This window comes from Pseudomonas sp. DD1, assembly GCF_044510355.1.
In the GTDB taxonomy this organism is placed as follows: Bacteria; Pseudomonadota; Gammaproteobacteria; order Pseudomonadales; family Pseudomonadaceae; genus Aquipseudomonas; species Aquipseudomonas shahriarae.
The window spans coordinates 136136-159331 of sequence record NZ_MSAJ01000005.1; the positions used below are offsets into that span (position 1 = coordinate 136136).

The 23196-nt window shown below is 62.0% G+C and carries 18 protein-coding genes; 6 read left to right on the forward strand and 12 right to left on the reverse strand.

Going from position 1 to position 23196, the window contains the following annotated elements:
- Window positions 1-24 precede the first annotated feature (24 nt).
- The 5 genes from PSFL_RS04740 to eutH form a co-directional block, all read right to left on the reverse strand.
- A complete protein-coding gene (locus PSFL_RS04740; protein WP_057440020.1) occupies window positions 25-990 on the reverse strand; it encodes a FecR domain-containing protein in 966 nt (321 codons plus the stop codon).
- Window positions 987-1493 (reverse strand): sigma-70 family RNA polymerase sigma factor, encoded by a 507-nt coding sequence (locus tag PSFL_RS04745; protein ID WP_057440019.1) that lies wholly within the window; start codon window positions 1491-1493, stop codon window positions 987-989. Before PSFL_RS04745 ends, PSFL_RS04740 begins: the two co-directional genes overlap by 4 nt.
- Window positions 1494-1779: 286 nt before the next feature.
- Complete coding sequence (locus PSFL_RS04750; protein WP_057959579.1) at window positions 1780-2625, reverse strand: DUF1989 domain-containing protein; 846 nt, start codon at window positions 2623-2625, stop codon at window positions 1780-1782.
- 192 nt (window positions 2626-2817) lie between these two features.
- Window positions 2818-3174 (reverse strand): DUF1937 family protein, encoded by a 357-nt coding sequence (locus PSFL_RS04755; protein ID WP_057440017.1) that lies wholly within the window; start codon window positions 3172-3174, stop codon window positions 2818-2820.
- A 56-nt stretch (window positions 3175-3230) separates the two neighbouring features.
- Window positions 3231-4475, reverse strand: coding sequence for an ethanolamine utilization protein EutH (eutH, locus tag PSFL_RS04760; RefSeq protein ID WP_057440016.1), 1245 nt, complete (start codon window positions 4473-4475; stop codon window positions 3231-3233).
- Window positions 4476-4861: 386 nt separating this feature from the next.
- Between eutH and PSFL_RS04765 the strand changes: the two genes are divergently transcribed.
- A complete protein-coding gene (locus PSFL_RS04765; protein WP_057959577.1) occupies window positions 4862-5641 on the forward strand; it encodes a DeoR/GlpR family DNA-binding transcription regulator in 780 nt (259 codons plus the stop codon).
- A gap of 4 nt (window positions 5642-5645) precedes the next feature.
- On the opposite strand, the gene PSFL_RS04770 is transcribed toward PSFL_RS04765, so the two are convergent.
- The 3 genes from PSFL_RS04770 to PSFL_RS04780 are packed head-to-tail and all read right to left on the reverse strand — an operon-like array spanning window position 5646 to window position 9721.
- Window positions 5646-7061 (reverse strand): FGGY family carbohydrate kinase, encoded by a 1416-nt coding sequence (locus PSFL_RS04770; protein ID WP_397469772.1) that lies wholly within the window; start codon window positions 7059-7061, stop codon window positions 5646-5648.
- A gap of 25 nt (window positions 7062-7086) precedes the next feature.
- Entirely contained in the window at window positions 7087-8325 is a 1239-nt protein-coding gene (locus PSFL_RS04775; protein WP_397469773.1) for an NAD(P)/FAD-dependent oxidoreductase, read from the reverse strand.
- Window positions 8312-9721, reverse strand: coding sequence for an NAD(P)/FAD-dependent oxidoreductase (locus tag PSFL_RS04780; RefSeq protein ID WP_170060443.1), 1410 nt, complete (start codon window positions 9719-9721; stop codon window positions 8312-8314). Before PSFL_RS04780 ends, PSFL_RS04775 begins: the two co-directional genes overlap by 14 nt.
- Window positions 9722-10531: 810 nt before the next feature.
- Here PSFL_RS04780 and PSFL_RS04785 point away from each other — a divergent pair.
- Window positions 10532-15508 (forward strand): glycosyltransferase, encoded by a 4977-nt coding sequence (locus tag PSFL_RS04785; RefSeq protein WP_397469774.1) that lies wholly within the window; start codon window positions 10532-10534, stop codon window positions 15506-15508.
- Window positions 15509-15527: 19 nt separating this feature from the next.
- On the opposite strand, the gene PSFL_RS04790 is transcribed toward PSFL_RS04785, so the two are convergent.
- A complete protein-coding gene (locus PSFL_RS04790) occupies window positions 15528-16850 on the reverse strand; it encodes a PLP-dependent aminotransferase family protein (protein WP_057959573.1) in 1323 nt (440 codons plus the stop codon).
- 92 nt (window positions 16851-16942) lie between these two features.
- Between PSFL_RS04790 and PSFL_RS04795 the strand changes: the two genes are divergently transcribed.
- Genes PSFL_RS04795 through yghX form a run of 3 tightly spaced genes read left to right on the forward strand, consistent with a single transcriptional unit; the run spans window position 16943 to window position 19313 of the window.
- Window positions 16943-17833, forward strand: a complete 891-nt coding sequence (locus tag PSFL_RS04795; protein WP_120732846.1) for a DMT family transporter — start codon at window positions 16943-16945, stop codon at window positions 17831-17833.
- Window positions 17834-17884: 51 nt separating this feature from the next.
- A complete protein-coding gene (locus tag PSFL_RS04800; RefSeq protein WP_057439720.1) occupies window positions 17885-18379 on the forward strand; it encodes a PaaI family thioesterase in 495 nt (164 codons plus the stop codon).
- A 46-nt stretch (window positions 18380-18425) separates the two neighbouring features.
- Complete coding sequence (yghX, locus tag PSFL_RS04805; RefSeq protein WP_057439721.1) at window positions 18426-19313, forward strand: YghX family hydrolase; 888 nt, start codon at window positions 18426-18428, stop codon at window positions 19311-19313.
- A 156-nt stretch (window positions 19314-19469) separates the two neighbouring features.
- On the opposite strand, the gene PSFL_RS04810 is transcribed toward yghX, so the two are convergent.
- Complete coding sequence (locus PSFL_RS04810) at window positions 19470-20348, reverse strand: LysR family transcriptional regulator (protein ID WP_057439722.1); 879 nt, start codon at window positions 20346-20348, stop codon at window positions 19470-19472.
- 132 nt (window positions 20349-20480) lie between these two features.
- Here PSFL_RS04810 and ampC point away from each other — a divergent pair, with 132 nt between their 5' ends.
- Complete coding sequence (gene ampC / locus PSFL_RS04815) at window positions 20481-21623, forward strand: class C beta-lactamase (protein ID WP_170060447.1); 1143 nt, start codon at window positions 20481-20483, stop codon at window positions 21621-21623.
- A gap of 212 nt (window positions 21624-21835) precedes the next feature.
- Here the strand turns inward: ampC and PSFL_RS04820 are convergent, their stop codons facing one another.
- Together PSFL_RS04820 and PSFL_RS04825 are read right to left on the reverse strand one after the other, a co-directional pair.
- Entirely contained in the window at window positions 21836-22303 is a 468-nt protein-coding gene (locus tag PSFL_RS04820) for an SCP2 domain-containing protein (protein ID WP_271043443.1), read from the reverse strand.
- Complete coding sequence (locus PSFL_RS04825; RefSeq protein WP_057959568.1) at window positions 22297-23187, reverse strand: U32 family peptidase; 891 nt, start codon at window positions 23185-23187, stop codon at window positions 22297-22299. Before PSFL_RS04825 ends, PSFL_RS04820 begins: the two co-directional genes overlap by 7 nt.
- Between the last annotated feature and the right edge of the window lie 9 nt (window positions 23188-23196).

Sequence of the window (23196 nt, forward strand, 5' to 3'; positions counted from 1 at the left end):
TACGGGGGGAACGTAAAAAAATATTCAGACCGGCACCACAGTCACCCAATAGCGGGTCCGCCGCTCGATACGCACGGGCAATGCATGGGCGACCAACGCCAACGCCGCATCGGTATCGTCCAACTGGAAGCTGCCGGTCACGCGCAACGCCGCGACCTGCTCGCTGCATCGCAAGACGCCCGGCCGGTAACGGGACAGTTCGGCCAGCAGCACATCCAGGCGCATGCGCTCGGCGGGCAAAATCCCGCGCAGCCAGGCTTGGGCCAGAAACCCATCGGTTTGCCGTGGCGTGCCCACACCCTGGCGATCGACCTGGGTCTGCCAGCCTGCCGCCACTGATACCGGTGCCGGGTGGCGCGGCGAACTCACCTCGACCAGCCCGCGCACTACGGTAATCCACGTACCCTGCTGATCATGGCGCACCAGCAGATTGGCATCCTGGCTACGCAGCAGCGCATCCGGTGTGAGCAGTTGCAGCGGGCGCGATTCAACCCGAGCATCCAGCGCCACTTCGCCCTCGATCAACTGCACGCGACGCAGCTGCGCGCTAAAGTCCAGGCTGACAGCGCTGGCAGTGTTCAACCACAGAGAGCTGCCATCGGCCAGGGTCCAGCGGCGGCGCTCGCCGGTGGCCGTGCGGTACGTGGCAAAGGCTGCGCGCACCAGGGTCGATTCCGCGCCCTGCCAGGACAAACCACCGAGCAGGCCCAGGCCCAACAAGCACTTGAGCACCTGCCGGCGCCGTGCCGGATCGGCCCCGGCCGCCTCCAATGCCCGCCGCGCGGTGACATCGGCCAACAGGTTGGCCCCGGGCTGGAGCATCAGCGGCAGACTGGCGACGCGTTGCCAGGCGTATTCGTGCTCGGCGTTTGCCTGGCGCCAATGCTGCAACGCCTGCTGCTCGGCCGGGCTCATCATTCCGGACTGCACGCGGACGATCCAGTCGATGGCCGTCTCGCGGACTTTCGGTGCAACCGGCTTGCCAGTCATTCAAAACGGCTCGCGTAGCACACGCTGAAAGCCTTGCCCATCGCCCGTTGCACCTGGGCCACGCTCAAGCTCAACTGCGCGGCGATCTGCGGGTACGTCAGGCCATCGAGCTGGGACAGGAAGAAGATCTTGCGCACCTGCATCGACAGGCCCACCAGCAGCGAGTCGAGCTGCAGCAGGGTTTCGATCATCAGGTAGCGGGTCTCGGGCGATGGCTCCTCACCTTCCGGGCGGGCGGCGAGTGCTTCCAGGTAAGCTCGCTCAATCGCCTGGCGGCGCCAGCGGTTGATCAGCAAGCCATTGGCAATCGCCGCCAGAAACGCCATGGGCTGGCGCAACTCCCGCACATCCTGCTGCGTGCGCAACACCCGGATAAACGTGTCGTGGGCCAAGTCTTCGGCATCGGCGCAGTGCCCCAGGCGCCGCTGCAACCAGCTGCGCAACCAGGGGTGATGACGGGTATAGAGTTGTTCGACGGGCGAGACGAGACTGTCGTCGTACATGTCAGGTCCAATGAGCAGCGAATGATAATACTTCTCATTTTAGTGTCTAGACCTGATGCTTGTACAGCCTCGACTGCTCCCATAGGGGATCTCTGCCTGGCACAGAACCTTACACACACCACACATCAACTGTGGGAGCTGGCTTGCCTGCGATGGCGGTGTGTCAGATACCAGAAGTAGCGCCTGAACCACCGCCATCGCGGGCAAGCCCGCTCCCACAGGGGGGGGGCGGCTGGGCACGCAATTTCCGCCACATAAAGCACTACCGCCCCCCTTCCCGGCTCCATTATTTTTCCCACGCTGCCTTGGGAATCAGCAAACCATGGTTGCCGTTGTACGCCGCGCGCGCAGGCGATTCCCAGCCGTGCAGCAGGGCCGCGTCGAGCCGATAGATCTCCACGCCCAGCGGGCGGCACACGGTCAGCGGATCCTGGGCATCCGGGCCCCACATCGGCAGCGACAGGTCGCCGCCCGGGCAAGTGGACAGTGCGCACAACAAGTCGATCTCGGCAAAAAATTCCAGATAATCGCCCTGTTTGGCCGGGCATGCCTTCATGAAGTACATGTCGTCGTGGTTCAGGCCGGTGCACTGGAAGATGTTCAACACATCGTGCACATCGAACTCGGTCAGGCCGTGGGGCAAGATGGCGCGGGTCAGGTTGGAGTGGCAATGGTGGTGGAAGTCCTCGCCGGTGAGCATCTTGTTCACGTATGGGTCGCAGCGCGTGCCCAACAGGTCGTGCAGGCGCCCGCCGTGCTCGTCGATGCCGTAGCCGGCCAGGCTGTCATCGGTGATGGTGACCATCGGCCGCAGGAACGGCAGGTTCGACCACAAGCGGTCATAGGTGCTGACGTGAGCGCCTTGCAACTGGCGGGTGCGGGCCGCCCACATGCGCTCGCGCGGATCATTGGCATTCCACACATTGAAGTCGCCAACCTGCGGGCCGACCGGGGTGGTCACGCGGAACACATGGCCTGCCGGCACTTTCCAGGCGCGGCCGGTGCGGATCGGCACTTCAAACTGCTCGACCAGGGTGCGCTCGGCCTCGCGCACGCGATCATAAAATGCCTGGTCGACCTGCAAGGCAGCACCTTTGCTGACTTGGTAGGCGGCGGGATAGTCCTTGTACATGGGGGGTGCTCCGTTGCAGGGTTTTGCAAGACCATACAACGTGGCATGTGGCGTGCGCCATGCACACAACCCGAAGTGGGAGGGCTTTTGTGGGAGCGGGCTTGCCCCCGATGGCGGTGTGTCAGTCAAGTAGTTTTAACCTGACACACTGCTATCGCGGGCAAGCCCGCTCCCACAAGGGGATCTGCGTTGTTAGCTGAACTCGCCAGAAACCTGCGACCACAGGCTGACCTTCTGCCCGCGATTCTTGAAGAATTCAATCTCGCGCTTGATCCCCGAACTCAAGTCCCAGCCCGGCAGATCGAGGATGATCAATTCTTCCATCATGTCCATGAACAGCGCATCCACCGGCGCCCACAGCTTGCCGATGGTTGCGCTGTCCTTGCCTTCGAACGCCAGGTTGATCGGGTGCGACATCGACACCTGACTGAACACCCCATGACCCGCCTCGATAATCGTGGCCGCCACCTTGTTGCACTGGATAAAGCGCTCGTGGGTGACGGACGCATCGGCATGGCTGTAGGGGCAGGCCAGAAAGATCTTTCTCATTGTTACCTCAGGGCAATGCAAGGGCTCGCACCCTTGCGATGGTTGAACAGTGGCCGTCAGACCGCCTGGGCAGCGGGCACACCGGGAGCATCGGCCTCTTCGCGCTCGCGTTCCTGCGCTTCATAACGCTGGGCGGCGGGCACCGAGATCTTGATCGCGATCGCCACGGCGAGCAGGCCGCCAAACAGCTTCGCGAGCAGGATCGGCATGATCAGCGTCGGCTGGAAGTTCGCGGTAAAGGCCAGGTGATCGCCAATGGTGGCCTGGGCACAGACACCCAGCGCCACACACAGGACCTTATCCCGGGCATTCATTTTCTTGAACAGGTGGTAAACCGCGATGATGTTGGCAAACACCATGACAAACGCCGCCGCACCATCGGCCGACAGCCCGATGTGCTTGCCCAGCACTTCCATGGGTTTCTTGCAGTAGCGGTTGAACAGGTAGCAGATCGGGAACGTACCGGCGAGCATGATGCCGATATAGCCGGCAATCTCGATGGCGCGGAACAACTCCTTCTCGTCGGCGAACATCGGGTCAAAGCCCCACACACCGAAATTCTTCATGAAGAACCCGGTGAAGTGCTCAACGATGGCCAACGCCAGGACGATCTTGATAAAGGCGTCCATCAACTTACCGAACACCAGGAACCCGGCCACCATCCACGCCGCCCGGTAGCGCAGGCCGGCAGCCAGCAGGAAGCAGAACACAAACAATGGCGCGAGCAAGCGCACGCAGTCGACAAAACCCAGGCTCAGGTAATGCAACGCCGGCGACGTGGTGGACACAATGTCCCGCACCGGCAGGTTGAAGGCGGTGATCATCATCAGCGACGCAAGCACCGCGAACGGGATGCTGATCAAGCCCGCCATGGCCCCCAGCGCCAGGTACTTGTGGTCCTTGCGCTCGAGCATCATCAGGCCGACCGGGATCAGGTAGACAATGGTCGCGCCGGAGGTGTAGCCGACGATCATGGCGGTGATCCACATGTCGCGGTTCGCCGCCAGGGCATCGGCCAACTGGTAGCCGCCCATGTCCACGGCAATGATCGACAGCGCCGCAATCGACACGTCAGACCCCATCGCACCAAAGTACGGCCCCAGGGCGACCTCGATGAATTTGGACAAGTACGGGATCGCCACCATGATGCCCGCCTGCGCCAGGAACACCGGGCCGATGGAGTGGATGCCGTTGACAAACTCCTTGCCCAGGCCGCTGTCCGGCTTGATCACGGATGCAAACGCGCCAACCACCGCGCCGATCATGATCAGGTAAATAACGTAGTTGCCAAATTCCGCCATTGCTTTCGCTCCATCTGTACTGAATCAATTATTTTTGTAGGAGTACGCCCCAGTTCGGTCGCTCCATTGGCCAAACGCGTTTACAGCTCCATTTGCGGTGTTTTCACACCCTATTACTAACCACTTCCCATGCCAATCGTGTGTTTTATGTGGTTTTGCGGGTTAAACACACTGGAATCGGTCAATTGTATTGCGTAATCTCTGATCACACCTTTCAAGGCAGCGGACTTTACGGCCGTGAACGACAAACGCCAATACCACGTTCACCTCCCTGCCGCTGGCGCTCAAACGCCCCAGCGCTAGCGACTGCGGCATCATTTGAGTGCCTCGGTAACAGCGCCGCGCCCCTGTGGCGCATTCACGTAGCATCAAGAGGATGATTACCCATGCGCCCCAATGAAAGACGCCAACATATCCTTGAGTTACTACGCCAACGTGAACGCATTTCGGTCGACGAGTTGGCGCGCACCCTCGGCACTTCGCAAGAAACCATACGCCGCGACCTCACGGCCCTGGCCGAAGACGGCCAGGTCACCAAGTTCCATGGCGGTGCCTCGCTGCCCCCAAGTGGTGAGCACGAGAACGCCTTCCAGACCCGAATGAATGAGTTCTCCCACGAGAAACGTGCGGTGGCGCGCTTCGCCGCCGGGCTATACGCGCCGGGCGACAGTCTACTGATTGATACTGGCACCACTACCCTGTTCTTCGCCCGTGAACTGGCAAAACTCAACCGCATCACAGTGATCACCAACTCCCTGTTGATCGCCGCCGCCATTGGCGCCAGCGGTAATCGCGTGTTCATGATCGGCGGCGAATACCGCCCCGAATCGGAACAGAATATCGGCGCCCTGGCCATGGAGCAGATCGCCCGTTTCAACGCCGAACATGCCGTGGTCACCATTGGCGCCCTGAACACCGACGGCGCCTTCGATTTCTCCATCGAAGAGGCGGAAATCACCCGCGCGATGATCGCCCGCACACGCTACCTCACGGTGATTGCCGACTCTTCGAAGATGGGCAAGCGTGCGCTGTTCCAGGTGTTCCCCCTGGAGCGCATCGACCGCCTGATCATCGACCGCGCGCCTCTGGGCGAACTGGCCAAGGCCCTGGCAGAGGCCCAGGTTGAAGTGCTGCAAGCCCCTGCCCTGACCCGCCCGGAGTGGTGACTGGTTAACGCCAGTCGCGGCACCGCGTCACCGCGTCACTGAACGTGGCACGCCACTGCTGGGCCTGGGCGGCACTGACTTTCGGGTGGAAGCTGGTGCTGGTATTGCGCGGCGGCTTGAGCGCCACGCCAAGCCCTTTGGCCGCCAGCGCGGCACAGCCGAACGCGGTCAACTCATCGAAACGCTGAGTGACGATGCAACGCTGCAAGGCATCGGCGAGGAACTGCGCAAAATACGGGCTGCGCGCCAGGCCGCCATCAATCGACAGGTGATCGGTGACGCTGAGAAACCCGTCCATGGCCGTGATCACTTCAACACTGCGTAACGCCACGCCCTCCAGCACCGCCTGGCACATATCCTGGCGTGTGGTGCTGCCGTTCATACCGACCCACAGGGCGGCCGCGCTGCGGTCCCAATGGGGGCAAGCCAGCCCGGACAGCGCCGGCACAAACGCCAGTTGGCGGCCAATGGCCGGAGGCTCGTCAAACGCCGCCAGCTCCGAAAAATCCGTGAACAAGCCGAGCCGCCCGGCCCACTCCACCGCCGCGCTGGCATCGTAGACACCACCGTCCATGGCATAGGTGGGCTTGCCGTCGATCTGCCAGGCAATGGTTGCCAGCAGGCCCTTTTCCGGCGCGCGGATGATCTGCTCGCCGGTCAAGGTCAGGGCAAACGCACCGGTACCGTAGGTGATCTTGGCGTCGCCTTCATTGCGGCAACCATGGCCATAGAGCGAGGCCTGCTGGTCGACAATCGACGCGGTGACCGGGGTGGCACCAATCTCGCCAAAGTGCCCGACGGTGTCGCGGATCTGCGGCAGGGTTTCCATCGGCACGCCAAACAGCTCGCAGAGCTGGCTGTCCCAATGCCCGGTCGCCAGGTTCATCAGCGAGGTGCGCGAAGCGGTGGTGACATCGGTGGCAAAGACCCCGGTCAGACGGTCGAGAAAGTACGCATCGGTGGTGCCCAGGCGCAGCCGCCCGGCGCGCAATGCGCTCTGCGCGGCCGGCAGGTTGCGCACGATCCAGGCCAGCTTGCTCGCCGAAAAATACGGGTCAAGCGGCAAACCGGCGCGCTCCAGGGTCAGGGCCTCGCCACCGTCGCCGCGCAACTGGGCGATCTCGGCCGAGGTGCGATTGTCCTGCCAGACGATCACCGGGGATAACGGCTCGCCGGTCTGGGCATCCCACGCCAGGCAACTCTCGCCCTGGTTGGCAAGGCCGATGGCGTCCACCTGGCCGGTGGCCTCCAGGCAACGTTGCAGGTTATTGAGCAATTCCAGTGGATCATGCTCCACCCAACCAGGATGGGGATGGTGTTGCTGATGGCGCAACGAGAGCTGGATATCAGCAGACCCATTGTCACTCACCACCAGCACACGGGTGCTGGTGGTACCTTGATCGAGCGCGGCAATGCGCATGTTAAAGACTCCTCGGCAGGTCTTGTTATGGGCCGACAAAGTCGACTTCGAGTTGCTGTACGCCCTGGGGCAGGTTCAGGCTGGCGATGGGTATCAAGATCCGCCGCTCGGGCTGCGAACTGTCGGTGCGCGACCAGATTTCCTTACCGTCGGCGCGAACCACCAGACGCCCTTTCACCCCACGACGAACCCGCAGTTGCAGGTGCTGCAGCCCCGCCACAGCAGACGGGCTCAGGCGCTGCGGTACGCAGAGTTTCAAGTCGCCCCTGCAGGCAATTTCGATACTCGACGCAGCAGACGGTAATTGCCCCTGCAGGTCACGGGCGATCATCGTAGCGATCTTATGGCCTTCGCGAAACGACCAACCTGCCGTCTCGACGGGGCGCAGCAGATTGCCGGCGGCAAAGTACGCCGGGTCGGAACAGCGCCCGTACTGATCAATATGCGGGCCGCCGCTGTTGGGGTCCAGGCGCAACTCGCTCAAACGCACCAGGCTCGATTCAGGGGTGAACTGGCCGGTGAGCAGCACGCCGTCACAGTCAAACGTCTGGGTCTGCCCGTTGGCCAGGCGCACCGTCGCGCCCTCGACCCGCCCGGTGCCGTGGATTTGCAGGAGTTGCGCGCCAAAATGCATCGGCACCCCGCACAGCCGCGGGAACAGCGACAACGGCCAGCGCGCCGTGGCCCGTGGGTTGACCTCGATCATGGCCACCGGCTGGATCCCGGCACGCCGGCAACTCATGACTGCCGACAGGCTGACCAGCTCGGTACCGACGATCAATGGGCGTTCAAAGGGCTTGAGGTGCTCCAGGTACAGATAGGATTGGAACGCACCGGTATTGATCACCCCCAGCGGGCGGTCGCCACCCACCAGGCGCGCCGAGCGCGGCGTTTCCCGGGCCCCGGTGGCGATCAGCACCCGACGCGCCTGGATCACCTTGGCGCCCTGCGGGCTGACCACCTCCAGGCGTCCGCCCTGGCCCATCTGCGTCACCGAGTGCTTGACGCGGATATCCACGCCCGCCTTCACCGCCTGCGTGACATTTTTGCGCGCATACGCCGGCCCCGTGTAGACCCGGCCATATTCACGCAGACCAAAGGGTGGATGCCCGCAATGGCGCGGAATACCGCCGGCCTCGGGCTCACGCTCGAGCACCACCACCGTGCCCACGCCCAGCTTGCGCAGGGTGATCGCCGCCGACAGTCCCGACGGCCCGCCACCGATAATCGCGACATCAATGTTTTCGACTTCAATGGGCTGCATGACAAACACCTGTTGCAAGGGGAATGGCCAGATGGCCAGCGCTCAGCTCGGCCACCCGCGCCCCACAATAAAAACCCTGGCAGCGCCCCATACAGGCCCGCGTGCGCCGCTTCAACCCGCCCAGGTCACCAGGCGGCAGCGCGCTGGCCAAGGCATTCTGGATTTCCCGCAGGGTCACCATTTCACAGTGGCAGACGATTTCGCCGTAGCCCGGCCGGTGGTAGTCGCGTGGCAAATGTTCGGCGAGGTTAGGCAGCGTCGGCCATTGCAGGATGGACGCGGGGACTGGCGTGTGCTCGCGCTGATACAGGCTGAACACGTGCCGGGCGATGCCCAGCGCCGCCGTCAGGCCGGTGGAACGGATGCCGCCGACGCTGATCCAGTTCTTACCTTCGACCCGCTGCACCCGATACTCTTTCTTTTCCGTGGCCGGGCGCAACGCAGCATAGGTGGCAGTGACCGGCATGCCGTCGAGCGCGGGAATGCGCTCGACGGCAGCGTCCACCAGTTGGCGCAATACCTCGCTGTCGAGCCCTGCGTGCAGGCGGTCTTCCTGTTCTTCGGCGGTAGGCCCCACCAACAGGTTGCCGTAGACCGTGCGCGTCAGGACGATGCCCTTGGTGCGCTCATTGGGCACCGGCAGGATGATATTGCCCAGATAGCGCGCGGCCGCCTTGTCGAACACCACGAACTGGCCTTTGCGCGGGTGAATGGAAAAGCTCGATGCGCCCAGCAACTGTTGCTCCAGCACATCGCCGAACAACCCGGCGCAGTTGATGATCGTACGGCCGCGGATAAACCCGTTGGTGGTCTCCAGGGCCCAGAGATCGCCATCAAAATAGCCGCCGTTGACCTCGGTGTTGAGGCGCACCTGCGCGCCATGCATCATCGCCTGGAGCAGGTACCCCAAGGGCGCCGACCACGGGTCGATAAGGAATTCGCCAGGCACCTCGACCGCGCCCAGGGCATTGTGCGCCAGGTTCGGTTCCAGGCTGCGCAGCCGCTCGCGGCCGATCAGGCTGACATCGGCAATGCCATTGGCGTGTGCCTGCTCGACGATACCTTGCAGCTTGCCCAGGTCGTCCTCGTTCCAGGCCACCACCATCGCGCCGCTCTTGAGCAGCGGCAGCGACATCTGCTGGTGGATCTCCAGGTATTCCTGGTAGCCGTCCTTCATGCACTGCAGCTCCAGGCTGCCGGTGGGCGCGTCGAAGCCGGTGTGCAAGATCGCGCTATTGCCTTTGCTCGCCCCAGACAGGATATCCGGGCTCTTTTCCAGCAACAGCACCCGCGCCCCCTCCAGGGTAAAGCGCCGAACCATCGCGCATCCCACCACGCCACCGCCCACAACGATGACGTCGTAGATACCGCTCTGATTCGGGAAGGGTTTCGTCATGATCAAGCCTATGGGTGAAGTGAACGCATGGAATGCCTTGAAGGGGTGCAGGGCATATGCCACTGACCGAACCGGGGTTGGAATGACCGATTGGCTATGGCGTTTCTCGCAGTGCCCAAGGGCTCTGCGTCAGGACAAGCAGTCACAGCCATGCCAGCGCCTAATGTTTATGGGGATCCGGGCTTTAAACACAACGTGGAAAAGGCTGACCGGATCGGTGCGCACAGAGCGGATTCTGTCAAAAAGACGTTACTGTGGATTCGGTCAATATGCGCAAAAGCGCTACCAAAATACACACAAACTTATGCATAGTTACTTTTCAACACCTATAAAGCATGACCCAGACCGCTTTCCCACGGCCATATCGCGCTCCACCAGCGCCGATCAGTCAATAAAACCAACAAAAAATGACTGATACCCAAAATTAACCACATGAAATCCGCGCATTAACGACGTGAAGCCATCTTTCTTCGAGTCCTTCTATTAAAGACGTTGAAAGGGGCTGCGCTGAGACCAAGGTGCCCCTCGCCCGAGCAGATTCTGCAGGCGGCACAGGTGCTCAAAGCGATTGACCGGGTGCGCCAACAGCCGAAGGCGACCGCAACAACCAACTGCTGGAACCCTCCGAGGGCAAGAACCGTGATGCTGACTACCCGCTGGGATTTCTGATCCGTAGCTGATGGAAATAAGAGGTAAATCAACAACTGCAGACGCAAGGGAATCATCCGGCGTTAAACCGCTACACAAGGCTAATGCCACGGTCGCTGTTTAACCCCGGACCCATTCCCAAACCTTCAGGCAGTAGCCCTTATGCTCAGTATCCCCAAGCACGTGAACCCGCAACGTCAGCCACCTCTTGCCTCCAACATCCTCCCCGTACCGCCGCCCTCCCGGCAAAAACGTGAAGCCCCCGACCCCGAAGGCCCCAACGAAAACCCGCGTGTCGCAGGTGATCGCGAGCTGGCGATGGAGTATCACTCGGCGCTGTTGCTGGCCGCCAATGGCCAGAGAAACGTCACGATCAACACCCTTGCTCCCGAGTCCACGTTCGGCCAGTGGTGGACGCAACTGTCAAACGCCTTCAAATCGCCCGACATCCGTCAATGGATGCAAGACAAAGGCATCAATCCCCGCTCGATCGAACTGCATCCGCAATCCGGCAAAATCTCCTTCAAGCTCCAGCAGCACCTTGATCCCGAGCAGAAGCGACACACCGTCGGGCAAGACGACGCCCGCTGGGCCGCCATCAGCGGCCCCGTGCTCAAGGCCGGCCAAGTCATCGCTGCGGGCGACAGCGATACGGCCTTCTCGCCGCCGGCAAGCGACCTTATCGAGCCCGTCCCCTACTGGTTGGTCGGGCGCTTTTACAATGAGCGGCTGGACCTCACCGCCCCCTCAATGCGCCAGCGTGCTGCGCAAATCGACCAGAACCAAGGCTTCACACCGCTCGATCCAGCCACCTCGGCCCCCTTGATCAAGTCGCGCAGCGAAGATGAACTGCAAAACCAGGAAGCGCATCTGGGCGACATTGACCACCGGCACCAGGCCATCGCCGAGCTTCGTCACCTGGCAAGGTCGGTCGAGCACGACATCGACTATGTCGGGCAGATCAGGAACCAACTGCACAAAAGCATGATCGAGCTGTCCCCCAACAGCACCTACCAGGCCAACCACACCGAGCAATCGAACAAGGTCAGCCTCCTGCAATTCATCGAAGACCATGGCTGGGACGTGCCCACCACTCATGAGCAGTTGGCAAACCTTGCAACCGTCCTCGCTACGCCAGCCCCCAAGGCACCGGCCAATGGCAACCTGGGTGGAGCGCTGGCCTGGCCCGACCCCCTTGACCGGGCCAGCCAGCAACAACTGCAGTCGGACCTACGCGCCGGCAAGTTCGGCGATACCACGCTGAGTCCGTTTAACCGTGTGCTGGATTATTTGCTGAACGGCAGGCAAATCTCGGCCGAGGAACAAAAACACCCACGGCAGTTGATCGATACCTTGCTCCATTCGCCCCGGGGCAAGGCACTGGGTAGCGCGATCCAGGCCACTTTCGAGGCGCGCGGCGTCAAAGGCAGTGCCACGGACTGGCTGTTGGCGGCCTTGAACATCGAGAGCGGCAAGCACCTGCATAACCCGTCACCCGGACAGATCGAGGGCTATCGGCTGGTCTCGGAGAACAATACGGGCAAGCCCGCCTCGGCGATCATCAAGGAACTCGCCGCGCACTTGCTCGCCCAAGGCAGCGCTTCGTCACCTGAGAGCGCGGCAGTCAAGGCCCATCTTTTGCTGGCCAGCCGGGCACCGGAGTTCCTGGTCAAGGGCATTCCGAATCAGGTGACGCCGGGCACCCATAGCTGGGTCAGCCTGGTCACGGCAACCGTGCGCCTCGAAGCAAAAGCGCCAGGCAGCACGGCGACGATGAGCTACGCGCAAATCATGCTCGACGCCGCAACCGCCCCCATCACTGACGAAGAACGTCGTATTGAGTACACGGCGCAGAGCGAGGCGATCAAAGACTGGGGAGCAGCCAACGGCATGGGTTACCCGGCAACACCCACGGCCATAAATACCGTGCGCGAGGAGTTCAGTGCGCAGATTCGCGAGCTGAAAGAGGCCTCCGAAACCCAACTTGCGCAAATGCCTACCACCAAGGCAATTGCCCTCGAGCAACTGAAGAAAGCCCTGCCGGACATGGACCCGGCACTGTTCGACAAGAAGTGCATTACCTCGCAACCCTCCAGCCGTTATTTCCCGGGCCCCTACTCGATCCTCGACCTGTACATCGATGGTCGCGCGCTCAGCGGGGCTCCCGACTCGGCCGACAATTGGGGGGAGCATGGCCGTGCTTTTGTAAAAGACCTGACGTTTGGGGCGATCACCCTCGAGCCTGATGGCAAACCTGCGGCATGGGTTTCCTCATCTGAGGTGATCAACATCAGTGCTGTCATACCAAAACTTAAAAACCTGGCGCGCCCGGTGGAGGCCTTCAACGAGACATTTGCGGGCTACGCCAATACGGTCAAGAAAGCCACGGCCACCCAGATCAAGCTGCTTATTTCAAAACTGCCGCCGCAAGACCGAGAGAACCTCGAGTTCGGCAAAATATCCATCAGCAAGGAGGTTCGCTACACCCGGGCCGATCACCCCATTCTCGTCGAACCGGGTGTGCTGCTGGTCAAGACCGAGCGCAACGGTAAGGTCATGACCTATGCCATTGACCGATTGAAAGGCACGGTGACCAGGCGACCGAACCAGAGTTACCAGGAGTACGCCCCCACCAGCGGCTTTTTACACGCATCAGGCGGCAAGAGATTCGATGCAGTAAAACCGGCGGGCCCGCACCCGCCTGGCATAACCGATGAAAACAAGGGGGCACAAGGCGCGCCCAACAGCTTCAACAGTGCCCGGACCCGCTACATTGCTGACGCGGTGATCGAGGCCATGGACCTGCCTGCTGTAGAACGCTACGCCAAGGGCGCCACCACCTTTGACACTGAACTACCGTTCTATAAGGCGCTTGAAGAAATCGCCCTGAACCTCATTCCATTTCGCTCAGCCATAAAGAACTTTATAGACGGCAACGTCGGCGAGGGCATTACCGACCTGGCGTTTGATATCTTCGGTTTTGCAATTGGCCTGGGCACCGCAGCCAAAGGTGCCAAAGCCCTCGCAGCCGGAGCATCGGCCCTTTCAAAACTGGGGCGTGCCGGCAAGATCATCGGGCGCGCGGCGGTTGGCGCGCTGAATCCCGTGGGGGGGCTTGATGACCTGGCGCGCTCGGTAGCGAAGCTGGGGCGTACCGCCTACAAGGGGGTCAAATCCTTGCGTGGCTCCTACCGCAGCGTGAACCTGCTGGAGTTGGCGAAAAAACCTGATATCGCCGAAGGCACCTACAAGGCAGCCAATAGCGCACTTGAAAACAAAGCCTTGGCCAAGTTCGATGAGGCGAGCCAAAAATGGTATGCCTTTGACCCGCACACCCAGCAGGCGTACGGCAAAGCCCTGGACAACTTTGTGGCTACCCCCGACAACCCGATTGCTCTCGGCGGCGACACAACCCAGATCGCCAGCCAGCAGCACGGCCTGGCAGCAACCGGCACGTTCAAGGTTGGCCAGGAGGCGACCGAAGGTAACGTCGTCATGTTTCAAGGCAACTGGCATCAATACGACCCGCTCAAGAAGCGAGCCTTTGGCCCCCCGATAAAGGAGTTCAAGCCCCACCGGGTAGCGGCCAATGGAGAGGTGAAATCCCTGAATGCCGATTTATCCGGGTATGAAGTCAAACATATCGCCCTGTCAGAACTAAAGATCAAGGGCCGACAGGGCAATGTGTATGTCGGGGGCAGCAATAAAGAGTATGTAAAGGTTGACGGAGCGCTGTATGAGTCACGCGTGAAAGATGGCCAGCCCGTGATCGTGCGCGCGGGAGGCGCAAGCCCCGATATCCCCGTCAAGGATCTGGGCGTTGCTGGCTGGGAACCCGTGTCCAGGGGTAACCGTCTGCTGGGCGGTGCCGGGAGCCCGCCCACGCCGTGGCGGCTCGACGAACATACTTATGTCGTGCCGATAGACGATGTCAAAACAACCGGGCGCCCACCCTCCCCCTACACGCTCAATTACATGGGCGTGGAACATAGCGTCACGTTCAATAGTTCACTCGGTGCCTGGAAGGCAACGAATACCTCTACCGGTGTTGAAGGGGTTACTGACCAGTATTTCTGGAGAACCGGCAAAGGCAAGTGGCAGCGGGGAACCCTACAACAACTCGGCAAAGCCAAGAAAATCGACGCCCATAGATTCCAGTTCGTGGATGTCAGCCCGCCGATCTCCATACATATCCCGAGAGATGCGAGGCCATTACCCAAACAACTGCATTATTTCTGGGCAGGCCAGGACATCCCCACCAACCTGGTGGAAAACATGGCCAACAATGCCAAGAAAGCCCAAGGCTACCAATCTGTTCTCCACGTAGATGCCGACAACCCAGCCATTTTCCAACAGATAAAAAGCAAGCTGCAGAGCAAGGCTCCCGACCTGACGGTGGTGAATCTCAATGAGGACGAGGTTTTCAAACAGTTGAAAAATGGCGAAATGTACGACTACTTTCGCCAAGGCCAGGGGAAAAACCTGGCCGCCGCATCGGACGTCGCACGCTATCCGATCATGAATAAATACGGCGGCATCTATCTTGATACCGATGATGTGATTCAAGCCGATATCGGCAATGTAGTTTTAAAAGCCGGCGCCAATGACGTTCTTCTTAACAAGCCTGTTGCCCATAGCCTGACCGGCTACAACCCGTTCTATAACACCAGTAACTTTGCTACGCAGCCGGGCAATCCCGTGCTGACGGACATGATCACAGAAATGAACCGACGCTTTTCCGCCAACAAGTCGTACTTCGCCGCCAATCGGCCCACGGTTTCCAGGGGCCCCAATGGACAGGTCCAATTCACCCCCGAGTTCAATGCCTATGAGCGCAAGATCTTTGAGACGGTAGGGCCCAATCTGTTCAATGACATACTTAAAGCGAAAAGGCCTGACATGTACGACCTAGGGTTTGACGGCATTGCCAAAGAATCAAAAGTCGTCGACAACAAAGTTGTTTCATCCGGACCGAGCGTCAATATCGAAGACGGTCTACGCGAGTTTTACGTGAGCAAGGGCATTGTTCCATCCAACCTGCTGGGTGTGAGGATCAAGGAAATGAAGGAACACTACCTCCCGCTGTTTCACAAATTCAACATCAAGGTGGGTGCTGAGCATTCCTGGATCGACGGCTGAGCCCTCACTCGGCGGATGGTCATTCGACCACCCGCCGCACCTTGAGCAATGCCGCGCGCAACGCCCCCTTATCCACCGAGCCCAGCGCCAGCCGGATCGCATGGGGCACCTGCCCCGACACCGAAAACGGCTCGGCAGTGGACACTGAAATCCCCTCCCGCGCCAGGGCCATGGTGACCTGGTCCGCGCGCACCTCCTCCCCCAGAGGCAACCAGAGAAAGTACGAGGCGGGATGGCTGATGTACGCCAGCCCGGCCAGCACCTCGGTCGCCAGCGCCTGGCGGGCCCGGGCGTCCTGGCGTTTTTGCGCCTCCAGCTGTATGACCGTGCCGTCCTCGATCCAGCCTACCGCGATGGCCGTCATCACCCCGGGGGCATTCCACACCGTGGCCATGAGCGTGCGCTCCAACGCCGGCACCCATTCCAGGGGCGCTGCGACGAAGCCCACACGCAGGCCGGTGGCGACGCTCTTCGACAGCCCGCCCACATACACGGTGCGTTCCGGCGCCAGCTGCGCCAGCGGTGGCGGCGCGTGTTCGGCGAGGAAGGCATAGGCAGCGTCTTCGATGAGGATCAGCCCATGTTCGCGGGCGATGCGTACCAGTTCCTCACGCTGCTCGAGCCCCAGTACCCAGCCCAGGGGGTTGTGCAGGGTCGGCATGCAGTACACCGCGCGCACCGGGCGCCGGCGACAGACCTGGCGCAGCGCGGCCAGATCCGGCCCGTGCGGCGTAACCGCGATGGCGACGATCTCCAGGTGCAGGGCCTCGGCCAGCACCTTGAAACCGGAATAGGTCAACGCATCCACCGCCACCACATCGCCCGGCTTGAGCAATGCCATCATGCTCACCGCCAAGCCATGCTGGGCCCCGCCGACCACCAGCACCTGCTCGGCCGCCACGCTCAGACCACGGTGCAGCAGATGCCGCGCCATGGCCGCCCGCTCATGGGGGCGCCCGGCATGGGGCTGGTAACGCAGCAGTGCTTCGAGGTCGCCGGACAACGCCAACTGGCGCAAGGCGGTGCGCAGCAGGTCGGCCTGGCCCGGCAAGGACGGGTAGTTGAAGTTCAAATCGAGCATGCCCGCCGCCACCGCCATCTGACCAATGCCCTGCCCGGGCGCCAGGGCAATTTCCCGCACAAAGGTGCCGCGCCCGGTCTCGCCGCTGACCAGGCCCATGGCCTCCAGCTCGCTATACACCCGGCTGGCCGTGACCAGGGCCAGGCCATGGCTGGCCGCCAGTTGGCGGTGGGTGGGCAGGCGGGTGCCGGGCACCAGGGTTCCAGCGCGAATATCCCGGGCAAAGGCATCCACCAACGACTTGTAACGGGCACGGGGCATAGGTGATGTATCCATGACAATTTTTTGATTGTCACAATCTTCAGCCCTAGGATGCGCCAAACGCAACCCCGCCCCCTACGAGCACACCCTGCATGGAACAGACCTCTCGGATTATCACCCCCGCGCACAGTCGCAGCGGTTGGATCAATGGCTTGATTGGCGTGCTGATTTTCAGCGGTTCGCTGCCCGCCACCCGCGTGGCGGTGCTGGAGTTCGAGCCGGTATTTCTCACAGTGGCCCGGGCGAGCATCGCCGCCGTGCTGGGCCTGTGCCTGTTGTGGCTGTTCCGGGAACAACGCCCCGCACGCCACCAGTGGCGGCCGTTGCTGATTGTTGCCCTCGGTGTGGTGATCGGTTTTCCGCTGCTGACCGCACTGGCCTTGCAGTACGTGACGTCGGCCCATTCCATCGTATTCATCGGCCTGCTACCCCTGGCCACCGCAGTGTTTGGCGTACTGCGCGGCGGCGAGCGACCGCGCCCGGTGTTCTGGCTGTTTTCGATCCTCGGCAGCCTGCTGGTGATGGGCTATGCCCTGACCCAGGGCCTGAGCGCCGCCCCCGCCGGCGACCTGCTGATGCTGTTGGCGGTGCTGGTGTGCGGGCTGGGTTATGCCGAAGGGGCCACGCTGTCACGCACCCTCGGCGGCTGGCAGGTGATCTGCTGGGCGCTGGTGGTGTCGCTGCCGGTGGTGGCGCCCCTGACCTTGCTCCTGGCCCCCGCCTCCTTCAGCGGGATCAGCCTGCCGGCGTGGCTGAGCCTGGGTTATGTGGCGCTGTTCAGCATGTTGATCGGCTTTGTGTTCTGGTATCGCGGCTTGGCCCAGGGCGGTATCGCGGCGGTCGGTCAGTTGCAGTTGCTGCAACCTTTTTTCGGCCTGGCGCTGGCGGCCGGCCTGCTGCATGAACAGGTGAGCCTGGGCATGCTGGCGGTGACTGGCGCGGTGATTGCCTGTGTGGCCGGGGCGAAGAAGTTTGCGCGGTAGGGGGCTGCGCCATTAGGCTCATGGATTGGCCAAAAACAATAAGGATCCACGATGCACAGCCCTTCCCTGCAAGACACCACCGCGCCGGACGGCGTCTGTTACGGCTGCGGCCCACGCAATGCCCACGGGCTGCAGATCAAAAGCCGCTGGGATGAAGACGGCGTGCATATCGTCGCCGAGCACCTGCCCGACGCCCAGTATTGCGGCTGGCCCGACCTGGTCTACGGTGGCCTGATTGCGATGCTGGTGGATTGCCACTCCAACTGGACCGCCATGGCCTATCACTACCGTGCCGAGCAGCGCGAACCTGGGGAGGCGCCGCGTATCGACTGCGTGACCGGCAACCTGGGCATCAAATTTATCAAGCCCACCCCCATGGGCGTGCCACTGACCCTGCGCGCCAGGGTCGAGGGCGAGGTCGGGCGCAAAAGCCGCGTGATCTGTGAGGTGTACGCAGGCGATCTGCTGACGGCGATTGGCGACTCGATCTTCGTGCGCGTCGATACCGGGCAACTGGCGGCGTCGGCCCATGGCCGGCCCGCCTGAGAATGGTCTACATTCAACGCCACGTGCCGAAAAAAGGAACCTGACGATGACGCGCCTGACCGCCAAAGACTTTGCCCCCGAACTGCTGGAACTCTACGACGGCTATGCCCACGGCAAGATCAACCGTCGCGAGTTTCTCGACCGCGCGGCCCTGTTCACCTTTGGCGGCCTGACCGCCTCGGCGCTGCTGGCCTCCCTGAGCCCCAACTACGCCCTGGCCGAACAGGTGAAGTTCACCGACCCGGACATCGTTGCCGACTACGTCACCTACCCTTCGCCCAAGGGCAACGGCCAGGTGCGTGGTTACCTGGTGCGTCCGGCAAAGGCCACCGGCAAGCTCCCGGCGGTGGTGGTGGTCCACGAAAACCGTGGGCTCAACCCCTATATCGAAGATGTCGCGCGGCGCCTGGGCAAGGCCGGGTTTATCGCCCTGGCACCCGATGGCCTGACCTCGGTGGGCGGCTATCCCGGCAATGATGAAAAAGGCGTGGCACTGCAACAGACCGTCGATCCGACCAAGCTGATGAATGACTTCTTTGCCGCCATTGAGTGGCTGATGAACCATGACGCCAGCACCGGCAAGGTGGGCATCACCGGCTTCTGCTATGGCGGAGGCGTGACCAATGCGGCGGCCGTGGCCTACCCGGAACTGGGCGCGGCGGTGTCATTCTATGGACGCCAACCCGAGGCCAAGGATGTACCGAAGATCAAGGCACCGATCATGTTGCATTTCGGCGAGTTGGATACGCGGATCAACGAAGGCTGGCCGGCCTATGAGGCGGCGTTGAAGGCCGCTGGCACGACCTATGAAGCGTATATCTACAAAGGTGCCAACCACGGCTTCCACAACGACTCGACCCCGCGCTACGACGATGCTGCGGCGAATCTGGCCTGGGAGCGTACCTTGGGCTGGTTCCGTAAATACCTCGTGTAATTGCGGCGGTGGCTTCTCGGACGCCATCGCGGGCAAGCCAGCTCCCACAGGGGATCTTTGCCGAGCATAAATTTGCGTCGCATCGCAATTCAAATGTGGGAGCTGGCTTGCCTGCGATGGCGTCCGAGAAGCCACCGTCACCAGCAAGCCAGGCGCCTACAGGCCCTTCACCTGCTCCAACAGCCATTGCTTGAATGCCAGCATCGCCGGGGTTTCGGCGCGTGACTGCAGGCGCGTCAGCCAGTAGCTGCCGGTGCTGATGCCTACATCGAAGGGCTGGCGGATCACGTCCTGGGCCAATTGCCGCGAGAACATCATCGCCGGCGCCAGCGCCACGCCACTGCCCTGCAACGCCGCTTCCATCATCGCCAGGGACGAATCGAACACGATACTGCGCGGCACCAGGGTGTCGGCGGGCAAGCCTGCGGCCTGGAACCAGAGGTTCCATTCATCCGCCCGGTAAGAGCGCAGCAATGTGTGCTTCAACACATCGTCCGGGCCTTGCAACTGGCGGGCAATCGCCGGCACGCACAACACCGTCAGCGGCGCCTCCAGCAACTCACAGGCATGGGTGCCATGCCAGGCGCCAGCGCCGAAGCGGATCGCGTAATCCAGGCCCTCGGCCGCCACGTCCACGCGGTTGTTATGGGTCGACAACCGCAGATCGATAAACGGGCAGCGCGCCTGGAAATCCGCCAGGCGCGGTAGCAGCCAGCCCACCGCAAACGTGCCCACCGCCCCCACCGTGAGCACCTCACGGTAATGCCCGGCCTGGAACTGGCCGAGGGTCTGGGCGATACGGTCAAAGGACTCGCGCAGCACCGGCAGCAGCGTCTCGCCCTCGCGGGTGAGCATCAGGCCACGGGGCAGGCGCTTGAACAGGATGACGTTGAGTTGTACCTCCAGGCTCTTGACCTGATGGCTGACCGCCGCCTGGGTCACGCACAGCTCGATGGCCGCCCGGGTAAAGCTCAAATGCCGGGCGGAGGCTTCGAAAGCACGCAATGCATTAAGGGGTAAATGGGAACGCAGCATGGTCTAAGGCCAAATTTTTCTAATGACTGGGGCGAGATATCATCGGTTGTCCGGGGCCGGCAAACTGCCTATCTTGGCGGCGCCTGCGCAGGCAGTGATTAACCCGACCCTCCTCAAGGAAGCGACCACATCATGTACCAACATGTGCGCAACGTCACGATTCTCAGCCTATTGCTCGGTGCCGGCAACTGCATGGCCGCTGCCGACCTGCGTCAGGTGGTAGACGCCACCGTCAAGCCGCTGATGCAGCAGCAGGCAATTCCCGGCCTGGCGGTCGCCATCGTGCAAGATGGCAAGGCCCGATACTTTAACTACGGTATTGCCACCAAAGACAACCAGCAACCCGTCAGCGAGAACACCCTGTTCGAGATCGGCTCGGTGAGCAAGACCTTCACCGCTACCCTGGCCGGCTATGCCCAGGCCACTGGCAAGCTGCAGCTCGCGGAGCCGGCCAGCCACTACCTGCCAGCCTTGCGCGGCAGCCTGTTCGATCACATCAGCGTGCTCAACCTGGGCACCTACACCGCTGGCGGGCTGCCGTTGCAGTTCCCCAGCGAGGCGGACAATGCACAGCAAATGATCGGCTACTTCCAGCACTGGAAAGCCACTTTTCCCCCTGGCACCCACCGCCAGTACTCCAACCCCAGCCTGGGCCTGTTCGGCTACCTGGCGGCGCAGAGCCTTCAGCAACCGTTCGATGTGGCCATGGAAAAGACCCTGTTGCCCAAGCTCGGCCTCCAGCACACCTATCTCACAGTGCCCAAGGCGCAAATGGGTCTGTATGCCCAGGGCTACGACAAGGCCGGCAAGCCGTTGCGTGTCAGCCCGGGGGCGCTGGACAGCGAAGCCTACGGGGTGAAGACCAGCCCGGCGGACCTGGCCCGCTACATGGCGCTGAACATGGACCCGACGCCGTTGGAACAGCCGCTGCAACAGGCCATCGCCGCCACCCATACCGGCTATTACACCGTGGGCAACACCACCCAGGGCCTGGGATGGGAGATGTACCCTTACCCGCTGAGTGTTGACGAACTGCTCGCCGGTAATTCGACGCCCATGGCCATGGAGCCGCACCCGGTCACCTGGCTGAAACCCGCCCAGCCGCTGCGCGCCAACACCCTGGTAAACAAGACCGGCTCGACCGGCGGCTTTGGCGCCTATATTGCTTATGTGCCGAGCAGAGGCATCGGCGTAGTGATCCTGGCGAACAAGAACTACCCCAATGCCGAGCGGGTGAAAGCGGCCCATGCGATCCTGCAGGCCATGGAGCAATAGCCCAGCTTTTTTGAACCCGGCATGTTCCCAATGTGGGAGTGGGCTTGCCCTAAAGCCGGTCAGTTAAGCGAACGCAATGCTCAAAGCAGTGAAAATCAAATGTGGGAGCGGGCTTGCCCGCGAAGACGTCGGCCCAGCCAACATTGATGTTGACTGACCCACCGCTTTCGCGAGCAAGCCCGCTCCCACAGGGGATCTGCGCCAGCGCTATCTCACGCCGCCAAGCCTTTACCGGCCCGCTCCAGATTGCGCCACAACCAGGGCGGCAGCACATCCGGGTCGAGGCTGTCGATCAGGTTCTTCAGGCCCAGCCCCAACTCCGTATCCCCTTCGATCACCAACCGCCGACGAAAGAACAAGGTGTCCGGATCTTCCTGACGGCTGGCCAATAACAGGAACTCGCGCCAGTTGCCGCTGATGGTCACCTGCGCCTCGGCCTTTTCGGCAATGCGCAGTCCGTCCCGGCCCAGGGTCAGATACCAGCGCAAGCCCAGGTCGGGAATGCGCAGGCACATCCAGCGCCCACGCAGCAGTTCAAAACCGCCATCGCGCAAAGGTTCGGCCAGGCAGCGATTCAGCGCCTGTTGCAACGCCAGGCGCTGCACCACAAAGGGCACCTTGCGCATCAGCGGCAGTAAGCGGTCGGCGCCCTTGAGCAGCCATTGTTTGCGACTCAGCACAGTCCCACCTCCTCGACCCGCAACATCCCGGCCTGGCCGTGCCAGTAGCCATTGCAACCTTCGACAAACAACGGCGGCGTGGCCCCCTGGCGGACCCGGTCAAAGGCTTCGACGATGCCCACCATGCCCTGGGCCCGTGGGCTCAGGCGCAGCAGGTCGGCGCCGCAACTGACCAGCCCCGGATAGTCGGCCAACAGGTTGGTGACATCCGCCGACATGGTCTGGATGCCATTTAACGTAAACAGCGCCTGCCCTTCCTGGCTGGTCAAGGCCATGCCATCCGGGTAGTTGAGGCAGCAGAACTGGCAGTCATCCTTGGGCCGGTTTTCCGCCCGCGCCGTAAAGCAGCGCGCCGAATAGGCCAGGGGCAGATGCCCATAGGCGAACACTTCGACTTCAGGCAACGGCCGGCCCAGTTCACGCACCTGCTCCAGCACATCGCCAATCAGTGCGGCCGAACATTCTACCGGCGGCACCCAGCGCATCATCCCCGCATCCAGCAATTGCACGAGAGCGTGGCCGTTATACAGATTCAGCGCCGGGCCGCCGACAAAGGGCAGCTTGCGTTCGGCGAGCAGCTGCACGGCGCCCATGTCATTGGCTTCCACCAACACCTCGCCGTTGTCACACAGGCGACGCAGGCTCGACAGCTCCGACGCAGCCTCGATCAGAGTCAGGCTCGACAGCACGATTTGCGCGTTACCCGCCGAGCGCAATTCGCGGCCCAGGCCCAACCATTGATCGAGGTTGAACGCGCGGCGCTTGGAACACACGGTTTCCCCCAGGTAGATCACATCCAGCGCCAGGCTGGCCATCTCGGAGTAGAACTGCCCCAGTTGTTGCTTATCCCAGTAAAACAGCACCGGTCCCAGGCTGAGTTTCATGTACGGCTC